The organism is Providencia sp. 2024EL-00732, from assembly GCF_044006275.1.
In the GTDB taxonomy this organism is placed as follows: domain Bacteria; phylum Pseudomonadota; class Gammaproteobacteria; order Enterobacterales; family Enterobacteriaceae; genus Providencia; species Providencia huashanensis.
Map to the genome: position 1 here is coordinate 672,559 of NZ_JBIPDG010000001.1, position 16,290 is coordinate 688,848.

Annotated in this window: 20 protein-coding genes; 9 read left to right on the forward strand and 11 right to left on the reverse strand. The window is 38.9% G+C overall.

Going from position 1 to position 16,290, the window contains the following annotated elements; genetic code table 11:
- Positions 1-46 precede the first annotated feature (46 nt).
- Positions 47-1,534 (reverse strand): PLP-dependent aminotransferase family protein, encoded by a 1,488-nt coding sequence (locus ACHB7C_RS03085; RefSeq protein WP_395346364.1) that lies wholly within the window; start codon positions 1,532-1,534, stop codon positions 47-49.
- Between the two features lie 103 nt (positions 1,535-1,637).
- On the opposite strand from ACHB7C_RS03085, the gene ACHB7C_RS03090 reads away from it, so the two are divergent.
- Positions 1,638-2,096, forward strand: coding sequence for a GNAT family N-acetyltransferase (locus ACHB7C_RS03090; RefSeq protein ID WP_042843820.1), 459 nt, complete (start codon positions 1,638-1,640; stop codon positions 2,094-2,096).
- Between the two features lie 107 nt (positions 2,097-2,203).
- Here the strand turns inward: ACHB7C_RS03090 and ACHB7C_RS03095 are convergent, their stop codons facing one another.
- The 4 genes from ACHB7C_RS03095 to ACHB7C_RS03110 form a co-directional block, all read right to left on the reverse strand.
- Positions 2,204-2,743 carry an NADAR family protein gene (locus ACHB7C_RS03095; protein ID WP_042843819.1) on the reverse strand — a complete coding sequence of 180 codons (540 nt, stop codon included), beginning with the start codon at positions 2,741-2,743 and terminating at the stop codon, positions 2,204-2,206.
- A gap of 104 nt (positions 2,744-2,847) precedes the next feature.
- Entirely contained in the window at positions 2,848-3,570 is a 723-nt protein-coding gene (locus ACHB7C_RS03100; RefSeq protein WP_042843818.1) for an amino acid ABC transporter ATP-binding protein, read from the reverse strand.
- Positions 3,557-4,321: an amino acid ABC transporter permease gene (locus ACHB7C_RS03105; protein WP_042843817.1), complete on the reverse strand. Its 765-nt coding sequence runs from the start codon at positions 4,319-4,321 to the stop codon at positions 3,557-3,559. The genes ACHB7C_RS03100 and ACHB7C_RS03105 overlap by 14 nt, the downstream gene beginning before the upstream one ends.
- Before the next feature lie 63 nt (positions 4,322-4,384).
- Positions 4,385-5,152, reverse strand: coding sequence for a basic amino acid ABC transporter substrate-binding protein (locus tag ACHB7C_RS03110; protein ID WP_042844340.1), 768 nt, complete (start codon positions 5,150-5,152; stop codon positions 4,385-4,387).
- Positions 5,153-5,472: 320 nt separating this feature from the next.
- Between ACHB7C_RS03110 and ACHB7C_RS03115 the strand changes: the two genes are divergently transcribed.
- The 6 genes from ACHB7C_RS03115 (at position 5,473) to ACHB7C_RS03140 (ending at position 10,953) form a co-directional block, all read left to right on the forward strand.
- Positions 5,473-6,381, forward strand: a complete 909-nt coding sequence (locus ACHB7C_RS03115; protein WP_395346367.1) for an AEC family transporter — start codon at positions 5,473-5,475, stop codon at positions 6,379-6,381.
- Between the two features lie 115 nt (positions 6,382-6,496).
- On the forward strand, positions 6,497-7,924 hold the full coding sequence (locus ACHB7C_RS03120) for an AMP nucleosidase (RefSeq protein WP_370661193.1): 1,428 nt from the start codon (positions 6,497-6,499) through the stop codon (positions 7,922-7,924).
- A gap of 16 nt (positions 7,925-7,940) precedes the next feature.
- Positions 7,941-8,474, forward strand: coding sequence for a GNAT family N-acetyltransferase (locus tag ACHB7C_RS03125; RefSeq protein WP_226619150.1), 534 nt, complete (start codon positions 7,941-7,943; stop codon positions 8,472-8,474).
- 56 nt (positions 8,475-8,530) lie between these two features.
- Positions 8,531-8,953 (forward strand): helix-turn-helix domain-containing protein, encoded by a 423-nt coding sequence (locus tag ACHB7C_RS03130; RefSeq protein WP_042843814.1) that lies wholly within the window; start codon positions 8,531-8,533, stop codon positions 8,951-8,953.
- Positions 8,954-9,059: 106 nt separating this feature from the next.
- Positions 9,060-10,019, forward strand: a complete 960-nt coding sequence (accA, locus tag ACHB7C_RS03135; protein ID WP_166684924.1) for an acetyl-CoA carboxylase carboxyl transferase subunit alpha — start codon at positions 9,060-9,062, stop codon at positions 10,017-10,019.
- A gap of 43 nt (positions 10,020-10,062) precedes the next feature.
- Positions 10,063-10,953, forward strand: a complete 891-nt coding sequence (locus tag ACHB7C_RS03140) for a LysR family transcriptional regulator (protein WP_395346370.1) — start codon at positions 10,063-10,065, stop codon at positions 10,951-10,953.
- Positions 10,954-10,961: 8 nt separating this feature from the next.
- On the opposite strand, the gene ACHB7C_RS03145 is transcribed toward ACHB7C_RS03140, so the two are convergent.
- The 5 genes from ACHB7C_RS03145 to ACHB7C_RS03165 all read right to left on the reverse strand — a co-directional run bounded on the left by ACHB7C_RS03145 (position 10,962) and on the right by ACHB7C_RS03165 (position 13,636).
- Positions 10,962-11,423, reverse strand: a complete 462-nt coding sequence (locus ACHB7C_RS03145; protein WP_042843809.1) for an RES family NAD+ phosphorylase — start codon at positions 11,421-11,423, stop codon at positions 10,962-10,964.
- Positions 11,420-11,881: an antitoxin Xre-like helix-turn-helix domain-containing protein gene (locus ACHB7C_RS03150; protein ID WP_395346372.1), complete on the reverse strand. Its 462-nt coding sequence runs from the start codon at positions 11,879-11,881 to the stop codon at positions 11,420-11,422. Before ACHB7C_RS03150 ends, ACHB7C_RS03145 begins: the two co-directional genes overlap by 4 nt.
- Before the next feature lie 89 nt (positions 11,882-11,970).
- On the reverse strand, positions 11,971-12,438 hold the full coding sequence (locus ACHB7C_RS03155) for a DUF1456 family protein (protein WP_042843807.1): 468 nt from the start codon (positions 12,436-12,438) through the stop codon (positions 11,971-11,973).
- Positions 12,439-12,623: 185 nt separating this feature from the next.
- On the reverse strand, positions 12,624-12,938 hold the full coding sequence (locus ACHB7C_RS03160; RefSeq protein ID WP_042843806.1) for an AzlD domain-containing protein: 315 nt from the start codon (positions 12,936-12,938) through the stop codon (positions 12,624-12,626).
- On the reverse strand, positions 12,935-13,636 hold the full coding sequence (locus ACHB7C_RS03165) for an AzlC family ABC transporter permease (RefSeq protein ID WP_048607181.1): 702 nt from the start codon (positions 13,634-13,636) through the stop codon (positions 12,935-12,937). Before ACHB7C_RS03165 ends, ACHB7C_RS03160 begins: the two co-directional genes overlap by 4 nt.
- A 686-nt stretch (positions 13,637-14,322) precedes the next feature.
- Here ACHB7C_RS03165 and leuE point away from each other — a divergent pair.
- Entirely contained in the window at positions 14,323-14,964 is a 642-nt protein-coding gene (leuE, locus tag ACHB7C_RS03170; RefSeq protein WP_048607183.1) for a leucine efflux protein LeuE, read from the forward strand.
- A 59-nt stretch (positions 14,965-15,023) separates the two neighbouring features.
- Here leuE and ACHB7C_RS03175 read toward each other — a convergent pair whose 3' ends face one another.
- Positions 15,024-15,482, reverse strand: coding sequence for a GNAT family N-acetyltransferase (locus ACHB7C_RS03175; RefSeq protein ID WP_042843802.1), 459 nt, complete (start codon positions 15,480-15,482; stop codon positions 15,024-15,026).
- A 418-nt stretch (positions 15,483-15,900) separates the two neighbouring features.
- Between ACHB7C_RS03175 and ACHB7C_RS03180 the strand changes: the two genes are divergently transcribed.
- Positions 15,901-16,287, forward strand: a complete 387-nt coding sequence (locus tag ACHB7C_RS03180) for a cytidine deaminase (protein WP_048607185.1) — start codon at positions 15,901-15,903, stop codon at positions 16,285-16,287.
- The last annotated feature ends 3 nt before the right edge of the window (positions 16,288-16,290 follow it).

The following is a 16,290-nucleotide window of genomic DNA, read 5'->3' on the forward strand; positions in this document are numbered from 1 at the left end:
TTCGTAGAAATCAAGCTATCAGATAAAAGCTTAAAATAACCATTGTTTAGGTTGGGTATAGGTTCGTTAGTTTTTCGCTGAGCTGTTTTACACTACTTATGATGTCATTTTCATTATGAGCGGCATATCCAAAGAGAATCGCATTGTGGTTGCGGCTTTCAATACAATAACGAGATAACGGTTGTGCACCAAAGCCTAATTGCTGGCATTGTTCAAGGATTATCCGAATATCGTAACCTGCTTTGACCCAGCAAACAGTGTGAATACCAGAGTCTGTCATTTGTACGTCAAATAAATGGGGCAAGTATAAGTTGATTGCGCTGAGGAATGCGTTTTGCCTGTCATGACATATTTTGCGTATTTTCCTAACATGACGTGCATAATGCCCCTCTTGAATAAACTGAGCTAAGGCCGCTTGCTCTAGGTAGCCACAATGACTATCACTGTAATATTTCATCATTGTAAAAGGTTCGCTCAGTATTTCTGGGACAACTAAAAAGCCTAAACGGAATCCGGGATACATCATTTTAGAGAATGTGCCTGCATAAATTACACGTTGGTGATTATCCAGTCCTTGTAATGCTTGAATTGGTTTAGATGAAAAACGAAACTCACTGTTATAGTCATCTTCGAAAATCCATGCATTATTTTGTTGTGCCCAATCTAGCAATGCCAAGCGCCGAGGTAAACTTAACGTTGTTCCTAGTGGAAATTGGTGTGAGGGCGTGGTGTAAATTAATTTTGCATGGCTATATTGTTTTGCAGCGTAAGTGATATCCATTCCCTCCTGATCTGAAGGAATAGCGGCGATTTTAGCCCCTGTTGCGGTGAGTATTGCCCTTGCACTATCATAACCAGGATCATCTAACCAAACAGTATCACCTTGTTTTAATAGAACTTTGGAAACTAAATTAATGGCTTGCTGGGTACCGTTGACAATAATAATTTGATTTTCATTACAGTGGACTCCACGCGTTGAGCGAACATAGTCAGCCACCAGTTTTTTTAACGGCATATAACCATCGGGATGGTTAAAATGAGGGATTGTAGACTTAGATTTACGCCAAACACGGCCCAGTAAACGCCCCCAAAGTTCATGTGGAAATTGGTCTACACAGCCAATACCAATATTAAACATTTGGTGTGTGTTTGTATTCGGGCGTGATTTATCCCATAAGCTTTCTAGTGTGCTGATAATAGGGTTCAGATTAAGTGCATTGTATTCAGGGCAATTAATAATTTGAGGCTTACTTGTTGTTCTAACTAATTCGTCTGGGATCTTCGCTGAAACATAAGTGCCAGACCCTTTCTTGGTATACAAATAGCCTTCATCAATTAACCTATCGAATCCTGCAATCACAGAATTTCTAGAAATTGACATCATTTCCGCAAGTGCTCTAGTTGAGGGAAGTTTAATACCTGTATTAATACGCCCATCCAGAATTGCATCACGGATTGTGTGGTAAACATTTTCTTTAATGTAACCCTCTTTAAGTAAAAGAAGGGGAAATGGAGCTTGCTGCTTACGGCGCATAAAGTGGACCCTATTTAAATAACAAAAGTGTATCTTATACAGCACCAGATTGGTATGTACTATAACCCCACTAAGTTATAAATTAATAGATGGAAGGGTTATTATGAATAAAACAGCATTACCAGTCACAGTCGATTTTGTCGCGCCAGAACATTACCCTGAGTGGTTAGTTTATTGGCTAGAATATCAAAAATTCTACAAAGTGGATTTAAAAGAAGAGGTGACGTTAAAAGCGTGGGAGCGCTTCTTTGATGCTAATGAGCCGATGTATTGTGCTGTAGCACTGGAAGAAGGAAAAGTTGTTGGTTTTGTGAATTATTTATATCACCGGTCAACTTGGGCTGAAAATGATTTTTGTTATTTAGAGGATTTATATGTGACACCTGAAATGCGAGGTCGTCATGTTGGGAAACAGTTAATCGAGTTTGTACATCAGCAAGCTAAAGAAAAACAATGTGGTCGTCTTTATTGGCATACGCAAGAAACTAACTTACCCGGTCAAAAATTGTATAACTGGGTGGCAGAAAAGCCCGGCGTGATTGAATACAGAATGGCCTTGTAATAAATAGCCGCCAAATATCCTACATTTCAGTTAATTATTTGCTGACCCGTTGTTTGGCAACAACGGGTTTTTCATCTCAATCAGAGAGCATGCAAAAATAAACTGAGTTAATCAGCTAATTGGGAACGTACTTCCATCAATGCGAAACCCAGTAAATTTAACCCTTTCCACGTTAGAGGATTTTCGATATTTTCACTATCTTCAGCTAACCCAATTCCCCAAACTTTATCAACGGGGCTGGCTTCTACGAGTATTCGCTCATTTGTAGAAAGTAAAAATTGCTTTAGTTCTTCATTTTGTGAAAATTTTGCCATATTAGCGGCAACCACGATCTCAAAACGGTTTTTATCCCAGACATCTTGTTTAAACCCACGGACTTCGCGACCAAAAGCTTTAGCCGCACCTGGATTTGGTGCATGAATAATTTTATTTAGGGTTTCTGTATCACCAAATAAGCGTGCTTTTTCCGCCATCATAAAATGTTCAGCACTTGCAAATCGATGACCATCAACAATAAATGGGGAAGGGTACCATTGGCTAAAACAGCTTTTGGTTATGTGATTTTGTTTTGTTTGGTGGCCCCAGAAAAAAACATATTTATATTTTTTGCCTGAGCGAAATTGATTACAAAGAGTTTTTATATCCATAAGTTAGTCAGCTTTAGCTAAGAATAATATGCTTAGCTTATCTATCACAGGTAACCCTGACTATCGGAATAGCCTGCTTAGTCAATTATAAGCAGGCGTGATGCCTAGAGTACCTTACTTAAAAATTCTGCAGTACGTGGGTTTGTCGGGGAGTTGAAAATTTGTTCAGGGCTACCTTGTTCTTGGATGATGCCTTGATCGATAAAGATAACGCGGTCAGCAACTTCCCGTGCAAACCCCATTTCATGAGTAACGATAACCATCGTCATTCCTTCATTGGCTAAAGTTTTCATGACTGCTAGAACTTCTCCCACTAGCTCAGGGTCAAGCGCTGAGGTGGGTTCATCAAATAATAAAATTGACGGTTGCATGGCTAAGGCGCGAGCTATAGCTACTCGTTGTTGTTGCCCACCAGATAAACTCGCAGGCCATGCATCAATTTTGTCTAATAACCCAACCTTGGCGAGTAGTTGCTCAGCTTGCTTAAGTGCCTGATCCTTTTTTAGTCCTTTGACCAATGTCGGCGCCATCATCAGGTTTTCAAGTACAGTCATATGAGGGAATAAATTAAAACGCTGAAAAACCATACCTATATTTTCACGCATTTTATTTAAATCAGTTTTAGGGTCATGGACGTTAAACCCATTAACTTTTATTTCGCCGCCATCAGGGCGTTCTAATGCATTTAAGCAACGTAAAAAGGTACTTTTCCCTGAGCCTGAAGGCCCAATGATACAAATAACTTCTTGTGGTTGAACTTCACATGAAATGCCTCGTAATACATGGGTATTACCAAATTTTTTTTGTAAATCATTAACGTAAATCACTTCTGCCCAACCTTTTTTCCATATATTGCACAAGCTGAGCAAGTATAAATGTCAGCATCCAATAAATTACTGATATGGTTAAATACGGTTCCCAATAGGTTGCGTAAGCACCGGAAACGGTTCTTGCTGCATAAGCAAGGTCGGCTAAACCGATAGCTGATGCAAGGGATGAATCCTTAACGATTGCAATGGCATTGTTCCCTAATGGCGGAAGGATCCTGCGGAAAGCTTGAGGCAAGATAACTTTTCGCATTGTTTTAGCCCAGCTCATACCAAGCGCTCGAGAGGCTTCCATTTGCCCTTTATCAATGGATTGAATACCGGCTCTGAATATTTCAGAGACGTAAGCTCCTGAGTTTAGCGTAATTGCGATTACACATGATAAAAATGCACCGTAATCAGAGCGTAACATACGCGCAGTATCGATGGACATAATCCCTGATGTGACTAATAAGCCATCACGTGGGTTAATAAAAAGCGGTACTAAGGCAAAATGGACGACCATTATTTGTACAAACAGAGGTGTGCCACGAAATGCACTTACATAGAAACGGACAGGCCATTGAACGAAATAGTGTAAAACAGGTTTCCAGATCCCTTGTTCAGCCTTAGCTGTTCTTCCTAAACCTAATGTTAATCCCCAAAGTGAGCCTAAAATAACGCATATGATGGTTGCTTTGATAGTCATCATAGCGCCTTCGGCAAACAAAGGGGCATATTCTTCGATTATTTCCCAACGAAACGCAGACATCTTAATTATCACCCTGATTTATATCGCGAAAAAGCCACCCAACGATGGCTTTAAATTTTACTATTATTGTTTTGGCAGTTGCGGAACGTTCTCATCAAACCATTTTTGGTAAATTTTGTTATAAGTTCCGTTCTCAACAATTTTGTTTAAACCATTATTGATTTTTTGTTGTAATTCACTATTGCCTTTAGCCACCGCAATACCAAAATATTGTTTTTCAAAATGGTTATCGTAGATCAGCTTAAATTTTTTCTCTGGGTGTGTTTTGATATAAAACTTAATCACACCCACATCGCCGACTGCTGCATCAATACCATCTTCAAATAGTTCTTGTAGTAGAAGAGGGGTATTATCAAACCGTTTGATTGAGGTACTATTTTTGCCAATAACTTCAGAGACTACAATATCCCCCGTACTGGAATTGACCACGCCAACATTGAGATCTTTTAAGCTGTTCAGGTCAGTCACATTGGAGGACTCGCTGATAACGATAGCTTGTTCTGCTGGGAAATAAGGGTTGGAAAAATCGACCATATTTTTACGTTTATCTGTGATAGTGATACCAGAAATTAAAATGTCCCGATCACCTGAGGATAAAGTTGCAAAAATACCTTCCCAAGGGGTATTGATTAACTTCACATCAAAACCTTCAACTTCCGCTATAGCTTTAATAATATCGATATCAAAACCTTCCAGTTGTTTTTGGCTATTTTCAAATTCAAAAGGGCGGTATGTACCACCAGCACCGACCGTATAACTTTCTTTAGCGTAAACATTCCCTGAAAAAGCCGCGAGTGTCAGGCATCCCGCAAAAACTAATTTTTTAAACATCATTACAGCCTCTTTATTTATGCAATTATAGTGCATAAAAATACATAAACTTTAGGTTGTAAGCAAACAATATTTATAAATTAGTACTGTGATATGAGGTTGAATAATGCGGAGGGATACTGTTTTGTGTTGTCAGTGAGATTAGCGGAGAAAATAAAACTATTTAAGAATAGGAAATGTGAGGTATTTCTAGTTTTAATGAAAAAACCTTCTTACAAAAACGGATATTCACAATACCGCTTTTTTTACCTAACCATAACATTGCATTAACGATAAGCTTCTGCCATGTTTAGCTAGCTCATTGAATAAATTAACTTATCATGGAAAAGATTTTATTGGTGTTATGGCCCTTATTTGCGTTAATAGCAATTGGGTTTATCTTACGTCGTACAAGTTTATTTTCTAATGATTTCTGGCCGAGTGCTGAAAAACTTAACTATTTTATCCTATTCCCTGCATTGTTGATTAATAGTTTGGCCAGTGCACCGCTAGATAACCCTAAATTAACTCTCCTTGCCAGTGCAATATTCTGTATCTTAGGGGCAAGTTCATTTTTAGTTTTGCTATGTAAATATTTATTCAAAATTACGGTTCCGCGCTTCGGTGCTTATATTCAAGGGATCACGCGTTTTAACACCTACTTAGGCTTGGCAATAATAGCTGATTTATTTGGTCAAGAAGGGGTTGCAATTGCTGCGGTAATAATGGCAATTCTTGTCCCTAGTTGTAATGTGATTGCGGTACTTTCCCTAACATCAGGTGAGAAAATATCGATAAAGCAAATTCTATTCCCGATCATTAAAAACCCATTAATTATCTCTTGTTTGGTCGGTATTCTATTGAATTTATCCCCTATTGGTTTGCCATTTGGGTCTGGCCAATTATTAAAATTATTGGCGGCGTCCAGTTTACCATTAGGGTTGATATGCATTGGGGGCGCTTTGCAAACGGCAACCTTAAGAAGAGAATTCCAGCCTTTGATTATCTCAACATTGATACGTTTATTAGCGATGCCAGTATTGGCGGTATCAATCGCATATTTATTTTCCTTACCTGAATTTGAAACTCTTTTATTAGTTATTTTTTTTGCTATTCCAACTGCGCCAACAGCTTATATTCTGACTAGGCAATTGAATGGTGATAGCCAATTAATGGCAGGTATTATTACATTACAAACTGTGATGGCGGTTTTTACCTTGCCACTAGTTCTGTCATTAGCCATACAATAACAGCGATATATTTTGCAACCTTAGCCTCCATACACTATGTTATCGGGAGATTACTTCGTCTGATAAGGAGTTGTGTGTGTCTTTGGATAAATGTCAGAAATATGAAAATTTATCAATTGAAGAGGTATTGGATAAACTTTCATTGTTATATACAAATGCAATTGATTCATTACGAGATGCAATCGCTATTTATGTTAAAGATGGCCGCATACCTGAAAATGCTGAACGGGAAAATGGTTTATTTGCCTACCCAGAGCTATGCGTAACATGGTTAGGGGAAGTTGATCACTGTGAAAAAACACGTGCTTATGCACGCTTTGTTAAACGCGGTAATTATACTGTCACGATAACTCAACCAGAACTATTTCGGGCTTATTTAGTTGAGCAGCTTTCTATTTTACAACAAGACTATGATGTATCTTTTACGGTTCGCCCATCCAAAACAGAAATTCCCTACCCATTTGTGATTGATGGTTCAGATTTAGTCCTAGACCGTAGTATGAGCAGTCGTCTTGCTGCACATTTTCCGATTACAGACTTATCACATATTAGTGACGATATTACGGATGGTTTAAACCCAATAACTGATGAAATGCCATTATCGCATTTTGATGCATTGCGGGTAGATTTCTCGTTAGCGCGCTTAAAACATTACACGGGTACACCGCCTGAGCACGTCCAACCTTATATTTTATTTACGAACTATAACCGTTATGTGGATGAATTTGTGAGCTGGGCATGCGAACAAATTCGAGACCCTGAAAGCCGCTATATTGCTTTGTCTTGTGTTGGTCATAATTATTTAACGGATGAAAATGCAGACCCACAAATTGCAACTTCCGATTTAACATGGAAAAAGTTCCAAATGCCTGCATACCATCTGATTGCAAAAGATGGCTCTGGGATCACATTAGTGAATATTGGCGTTGGCCCTTCAAATGCAAAAAACATTTGTGATCACCTTGCTGTATTAAGGCCACATACCTGGCTAATGATTGGTCATTGTGGTGGTTTACGAGAAAGCCAAAAAATTGGTGATTATGTGTTAGCTCATGCTTATTTACGTGATGACCATATTTTAGATGATGTATTACCGCCAGATATTCCTATTCCAAGTATCGCAGAGGTTCAGCGTGCTCTTTATGATGCAACAAAACAGGTAAGTAATATGCCTGGTGAGTTGGTCAAACAGCGGCTACGTACTGGAACGGTAGTTACCACAGATGATAGAAACTGGGAACTGCGTTTTTTTGCAACCGCACGTCGGTTTAGTTTAAGCCGTGCGGTCGCGGTGGATATGGAAAGTGCAACAATCGCAGCGCAAGGTTATCGTTTCCGAGTACCTTATGGCACACTGCTTTGCGTTTCAGATAAACCTCTGCATGGTGAAATTAAATTACCGGGACAAGCCAATAGTTTTTATGAAGGAGCGATATCCGAACACTTACAAATAGGTATTCGTGCTATTGATTTATTAAGGCAAGAAGGGGATAAATTACATTCTAGGAAATTAAGAACTTTTGATGAACCGCCATTTAGATAGCAAGGAGATGCCATCTATGAATTTGATACCAGAAATTGAAACGGATAGGTTGATTTTATCCAAACATCAGGTAAGTGACTTTCCTGCACTGACCAAGTTATGGGCAACAGAATCTATGGTACGCCATATTGGTGGCGTTCCATCTTCAGAGCGTGAATCGTGGATGAGAATGCTTGCGTATGGAGGGCTGTGGCCATTACTGGGGTTTGGTTATTGGGCTGTGCGCGAAAAAAACACGAGGCAGTATATAGGGGATTTAGGCTTTGCTGATTTTCACCGCATGGTTGAGCCTAAAGTTAAAGGGGTCCCTGAAGCTGGTTGGGTAATAGCACCTGAATTTCAAGGTCAAGGTTATGCAAGCGAGGCGATGAGCGCCGCTCTAATGTGGTTAAAAAAACAAAAAAAACATAAGCAATCAATTTGTTTTATTGAGCCGAGAAATATAGCGTCTTTGCGTGTTGCTGAAAAAGTAGGCTATGTTGTCGACCGTGAAATATTTATGAACGGTTGCATTACGGTATTATTACGCCAGGAATTAGATGTTGCATAACTAGTTGATGTAGTTATTTAATCATGAATTTTTATTGCATAACGGGTTATTATTTTATGTATGATGAGCTAGATATTTCCCAAGTTAGCCAGTTATCAGGTTTGGCACCCTCTACACTTCGTTATTATGAGGAAAGAGGGTTAATTAAACCGATAGGCAGAAAAGGGCTAAAACGGGTTTATCATGGCAAAGAAGTTATAACCCGTTTATCTTTGATTTCGCTAGGGCAGGAGGCAAAGTTCTCACTTGAAGAAATAGCTGAAATGCTAAACCATAAAGGGGGCCCTAAAATTGAACGAGAAAGTTTACTGGCAAAAGCGGATGAGATTGAACAAACCCTGCAAAGTCTGTCAGTTTTAAAAAATGGTATTTTACATATTGCTAATTGCCCTGAAGAGAATCATTTTTTATGCCCTAACTTCCAAAAGATTATGGCAAGTCGTTTAAAATTAAACCAGTTAAAGAAAAAAGGACCCTGATTATATTATCCCACTTTTGATAATAATGAATCCTAATTTCAAGCATAGAATGGGATGGCCAATCTGATTACACTACTAAAATTGTAGTAACGATTTTAGGGAAATTATGACAACTCATTTTTTGGCGTTTGAAAAACCGATTATTGAACTTAACGAAAAAATAGCAGCTTTGATCGCCTTTAAACAAAAAGGCCGCCCATCTGAAATTAAACTCGATGAAGAAATCCAATTATTAAAGAAAAAAAGCCTCTCATTGACTAAAACAATATTTTCATCACTTGGTGCATGGGAGGTTGTTCAGTTAGCTAGGCACCCATTAAGGCCTTATACCTTAGATTATATCCCATTAATATTTACTGAGTTTCAAGAGCTTGCAGGTGATCGCGCATTTGCTGATGATAAAGCAATGGTAGGCGGGCTCGCGCGTTTAGACGGTAAGCCTGTGATGGTTATTGGCCAACAAAAAGGACGTACAACGAAAGAAAAAGTGATGCGCAACTTTGGAATGCCCTCACCAGAGGGGTATCGAAAAGCATTGCGTTTAATGAAAATGGCGGAACGCTTTCATTTACCCGTCATTATTTTCATTGATTCAGCAGGGGCCTATCCGGGTGTTGGTGCGGAAGAACGAGGGCAAGCTGAAGCTATTGCCCGTAATATTATCGAAATGTCTCGTTTAAAAACACCGATCATTTGTGTGATAACAGGGGAAGGCTGTTCAGGTGGTGCATTAGGGATAGGTGTAGGGGACAGAATAAATATGCTGGAATACAGTACTTATGCAGCAATATCACCGGAAGGGTGCGCATCTATTTTATGGAAAGATGCACAAAAAGCCCAAATAGCCGCGGAAGTGATGGGGATGACAGCTCCTAGATTAAAAGACCTCGGAATTATCGATACAATTATACCTGAGCCAATGGGAGGAGCACACCGTGACTATACATTGGCAGCCGAGCACTTAAAGCAGCAGTTATTGGTCGATTTAGCTGAATTAACTCAATTAGATATAGACACATTGCTCGCTTCTCGTTATCAAAAAATAATGGATTTCGGTTATTGTTAATGTTATTAGTTCAGGCCCATATGTTGTGGAGCATGGAGGAAATATGACGGTTGACCTGAATTTATTGAAAGTTTTTATTGCGGTAGCCACTCAAGGGAATTTTGTGAATGCGGCAAAACAGCTTTCCATGCCTACATCAAATGTAAGCCGTTATATTAAACAACTGGAACATCAACTAAATAGCCAATTAATTGAGCGAACAACGCGGCAAATGCGTTTAACCGAGGCCGGTAATATATTATTTGCTCAAAGCCAAAAACTGGTAGATGAATTGGAGCAAGTCGTCCAGAGAATTTGTCACCCTCAAGCGCTCACAGGGACATTGAGGCTGACTATTCCCAGTGAGTCTGGTAGTTTATTATTGGCTGATTTACTCGCAAAATTTGCATTATTGCATCCCCAACTAAATATCCATTGTGATACTCAATTAACACCACAAGATGTTATCAGTGACGATATTGATTTATTGCTGACTTTTCATCGGGGCCATCTCGAAGACAGTAGTTATCACTCACGGTTAATTAAATCATGGCCAAGTGCGGTAGTCGCATCACCAAAATTAATTGAAAAAACGGGAAAACCTTCTACAGTGGCTGATTTGGCTAGTGTGCCTTGCATTTCAAGTTTAAGCGCTTTACAAGGGCAGCCGTGGATATTTATTGATGCACATGACAGCCAGCAAAAAGTAGTAATAAACAGCACATATCGGGTTAACAGTGGGTTACTTGCTAATGCCGCTGCGGCAAACGGCGTAGGTTACGCGATTTTATCGTTAGAGGCTTGTCGTGAGCAAATACAGCAAGGGGTACTTGAGTTGATTGAATTTGGTGATATAAAACCTGCACCTATTGAGTTACGTGCTGTTTATGCCAGTCGCAGTGCATTATCACCAAAGATAGCTGCGTTTTTAAATTATTTATTACAGCAAATATAACAAGCTTACTACCGGTTAAATCGTGGGTCAAAAGCAAAGTCGAGGGGCTTAATGGTTTGGGTCACTTTTTGAAATTGCGGGTGCATAGGGTTAATAATGGCATTATATTCATAAGGAATAATACAAGAAGGGACAATTAAGGCTAGGCTGTCTTGGTTAGTTAACCAGGTTGTGCCTATGTCCATTGTAGAGGTAGGTGCTGGGTCACGCTGCCAATCATCAGGGAGATGCTCTACTGACAGCTTCATCACATACCTATCGTTGATCTCAATTGATAATAAAGTGAAATGATTAAGCACGGTATCTTGGTTTATATGAACGAGAATTTCTAAAGCAGCTAATGAAATACTTGTTGATGTGTAGATAGCGGGCGTACCTTTATGGTTCCAGCGCCCACCGTATAACCTAGCACCTTGACCGGACCACGCATCATGAGCAAAGTCAGATTTAATCAAACGATATAAAATCATGAAAAAACACCGTGTTCAATGCGGCCAATAAGGTCGATAACTTCAAGAGCACCACTTTCAGTGGCAATCAACTCTATAGGGCGCGTATGTCCTAAGCCTTTCACGGGGTGATTCAACCAATCACTTGCCATTGACTTATCACCATTGAATAAGCGTACAGCGGCATCAAATACACGCACTAAGCGAGCAATTCTTTCACTTTCATCGGCATTGAGTGGCTGACCTGCATTTCTACGCCTTGCCACATTGCGCTCATTAATACCTGAAATTCGGAGTAATTCAGATTTGCTGATGCCAGACCATTCTTGAATGTTGTCTAACACCGTAACAGAAAGACCTTGTCGTAGGAAATGAGTGAGTTCGATACCACGTTCTGCGGGTAGGCCAGCAAAGCGCCATAGGGGCTTAAAAGGTGGCGTGGGGGGTTGGGTTGGGAGTGCTGGAATATAGTTTCTCATTGAATACCTCCTGACATTTGTCTTGTTTATTATAGACAATTGTCAGTAAGGTGTAAAATAAAAGATTAAAAAATAGCCATTGGTGAAGACTATTTATCGCCTCGAAAACGCGTTGTGAGGCCTTTTAGAAAGTAACGAAGTAGCTGGTCTCCGCATTCACGGTAGTTTTTATGCCCAGGTTTACGAAAAATGGCATTTAGTTCGGGTTTTGAAACACGAAAGTCAGCGAGTTGGTAAATTTCAATCATATCAGTGTCTTTTAGTTCAAAAGCGACACGTAATTTTTTGAGAATAATATTATTGTTTAAACGAGTATCGATTTCAGGTGCAGGACGACTTTCATCTTTACCACGGCGATAATAAATCAGCCCATTCAAAAAATGCCCCATTACATTATCATTACATTCAATGTATTCAGGGTCTGTATCTTTCTTTAACCAACTCACCATGTCTTCTTTTGAAATTGTGAGGTCTGCTAGTTTTACGATATTAACCATCTGAGCATCGCTCAAGTCCAACATATAGCGAATACTACGTAAAACATAATTATTAAGCATGGTTGTATTTTATCCATTATTTATAAAATTAATTAACGCAATCATATTGTTTGCATTAATGGTTACCGTGACAACGCTGACAAGATATTGTTTGAAAAGAAACTTGCGATGACGAGGTGGCTATTATGAGGGAATAACAGGATAAAGCAAAGCACTGAACGATGCTTTACCCCATGTAGCGTTATCTAGCCCATAAAATAAATAAGGGAATAGAAAAAGACTAAGGTAAGCCCAACGGTTAATAGCATATTTTTAAGCACTGAAGCTACGACCACACAAAAGAGAGCACCCCAAAGGTAAGGGTTGTCTGGGAAGCTGCGAATCTCATGATTTTCTAGCAAAATTACAGGTGCGCAAATAGCGGTCAATAAGCAGGGAGCCGAATAGCTCAAAGCTTGACGAACGACAAGGGGTAACCGTATTGGTAATTGGGGGATTAGAAAAATATAGCGCAGAGTAAAAACAATAGCGGTTAAGCTAATAATTAACAACCAGATCATTTTTCCTCCTTCAATAAACGTGAAACTGCGACAGAGACAAACATCCCACCAACGCCTGCGATAACAATAGCACTACTGAAGGAGTACATTGAAAGTATGATAGCGACAACGAGTGAAAAGATAACTCCGCAAAGTGTACTTATTTTTCTTGTTAATGGAACGACGATTGCGAGCAAAGTTGCAACCACAGAAAAATCAAGATGTAATCGACTCAAATCGCCCACAATATTGGCCATCGCAATCCCGCAAAGACTGGTAATTAACCAAACCAGATAAAAACTAAAACCTGCACCAAAGAGATAAGGAAAACTTAAACTCTGGCGTTTTGCTGCACTAATCGCAAATAACTCATCAGTCAGTAAGAAGCCGATACTAAGGCGCTGAGGCGTTGTAAAGTCTTTAACTTGGGGTCGCAGTGTCAACCCATATAGTAAGTGTTGAGAAGTAATAAAGAAAACCGAGATAATAATCGTGATATAACCAGCACCAGAATTAAGTAACCCAAGTGTAACTAATTGAGCTGCACCAGCAAATACCATGGCTGACATGGCAAGACTTTGCCAAAAATCAAGCCCTGTTTCGACAGCCATAGAGCCAGCGAGGACTCCCCATGGAATAACGGCAAGGTTGAGAGGGGCAGTGTGAACAGCGCCGTTCATCATTGCTTTTTGCCATGAGTGATGTTGTTGAGAATACATGTAGATATATACCTATTATGAGTAAAAATAATTATAGCAATATAATTTATATTAAAGACTTATAACTCAATGGGATAAAACAAGATTGCTCTTTTATATCCACCTGATTACGTGCCATTGATCATTTCAAGTCCACCAAGGCCTTGTAAATGAAAGTAATGGGTACTTTCCATAGCGTTCCCAAAAGTGAGTCGTTTATGAGCTATTTTTATTAAGCGACTTATTGATAGCATTATTTTAATAACAACTAATAAGCAGAAAGATGGCATTTGGAATACTAATTTATATAGGGTGTTTAATAAATAGATGTTAGTGCCATAGCTACTTTTATGTAATACAGGCTGTTATGTTATATCTTGAAATACAAACTTAATCACTACTGCTAATAGATGGCCATAAAAAGTTTAAAACTCCAATTAATTATGAAATGTAAGCATAAAAACACGCTGGTAAATTATTTTCAGCACGCCACTGAATAGGGTGACCGCTCTGGTTTTATGTTCTGTTGTGCATGCCATTGAACCATTGGTTAAGCTGGTTTTTTGTTTATATGCAGATAATAAATCCATATTGAAATTATTAATTAGTGATATCTTTCATATAAAATAGAAGATCTGTATCATAGTAACCATTAAGAAAGAATGTGAATTTTTTGTTATAACTTTTATAGAGTTAGCAGGTTTACTATGCTTGAAAATCTCGGTATTACAAACTTATGGACTTATCTTATTGGTGTAATATTTATTACTCTGGTACCCGGCCCTAATTCTTTATTTGTTTTAACGAGCAGTGCAAAATATGGCGTAAAAAATGGTTATAAAGCAGCGTTAGGTGTTTTTACTGGTGATGCTGTACTCATATTTTTATCATTTTTGGGTGTCGCTTCATTGGTGAAAACCTCCCCTATATTCTTTAGCGTCATAAAATATGCAGGGGCAGCTTATTTATTTTATTTAGGGATTAAAACACTCTATAGCGTTCTACATAAAAAAGACACGGCGGGTGATGTTGATTCTATTGTCCTTGCCACTAAAGGGACATTTAAAAAAGCCGTCTTTTTAAGTTTACTTAACCCCAAAATGATCATTTTTTATGTGTCGTTCTTTATTCAATTTATAGACCCTGCTTACCCAAGCGCTGGAGTGCCATTCTTCATTCTGGGCCTCATTTTAGAAACTTGCAGTATGATTTATTTATCATTACTAATTTTTGGTGCAGTTGCAGTGACTAATATGGTGAAACACAATAAAAAATTATCCAAATTTTCCAATAGCTGTATTGGTGCCGTGTTTCTAATGTTTGGTGTGAAACTGGCTTTAACCGCATAGGGATAAATTATCCTACTACCTACTAATAGCCGATGGTATATCGGCTATTTTTATGGAGACTAACGTTTCATCACTGTAACCTGCTCATGGTTCACTATCCGTTCCTCGACATCTTTCCAGCCCATTCGACGATAGAGTTGCTGCATATCCGGAGTGTATAAGTAAAGGCTTTGGCCTATCAGGTTGTGATAGTAGTTATATAATTCTTCAATAAGTTTACTGCCCATTTTATGTCCACGGGCTTCAGGGACTGTGAGCACTTCGCCTAGCCACCAAGTAGCTTGGTGGACACCCGTTAATTCATGCAAAATAGTACTTGCAGTAGCAAGGAGATTGCCATTTTTATCCGCATAACAAGATAGTATTTGCGGGTTGTCATGACTACAGCGTTCTATTAGCCGCATACGAATGGCAGAAATATTTTCCCATGGGGGTAAATGCCGCCATTCATGATGTAAGGCACTGCTAATTTGTTCAATAAGTTGTGTGTCCTGAGGTGTAACGACGATAAAGTGCATAGCATCCCTATTGAGCAGATAATATAAGTAATGGTGAAAGGACGTCTAGTAGACTGAATATTTGCCTATAAATATAACTTATCACTTTATTTTTTTTATGGTTATACGTTTTTATGTGGCAATTCCCAGTATGTACCTAGGGTTTCGCAACGATATAGCGTGTCCATCATCTAATTGGTGAAGTAACAAATGTAGGGTAAATATTAAGTCTGGGTCGCTCCAATAGTGCGAAAATCTGTTATAGGTTATTTTTTCGCAACAGCACAGATAATAACGTCCTATGTTGTAATAATCATTAACCTACAACAGCAAGTGATATTGTTGTGACTAGGCTTACAATAACGCACGAAAAACTTGATGGTTTTTATTCGATTAGTTTTTAATAGTGTTGAATTAAAAGATAAATCTGGGGTTATTTATGCTAAAACATCTAATAGAAATTGCTAAAAATTATGCAAAGCCCGCAACCTTTAATGGGTATATAGAAAGCGGGCATGTAGCAGCTGCATTAGAAACAGAAGATGGTGAAATTTATAGTGGTGTGAGCATTGATTCAGCATGCTCATTGGGTTTTTGCGCTGAGCACGCTGCTGTCGCTGATATGTTAAAGGAAGGTAAGTCAGTAATTAAAGCTATTGTTGCTGTTGACTCATCAGGTTGTATCGTACCTCCTTGTGGACGATGCCGTGAGCTTCTTACTCAACTGTCGGATAAAAATAAAGAAACGATTGTGGGTGTGAGTGATGATGTGCAAGTGACATTAGCACAGTTAATGCCATATGACTGGAAGGTAGCGCGTTGTTAATCT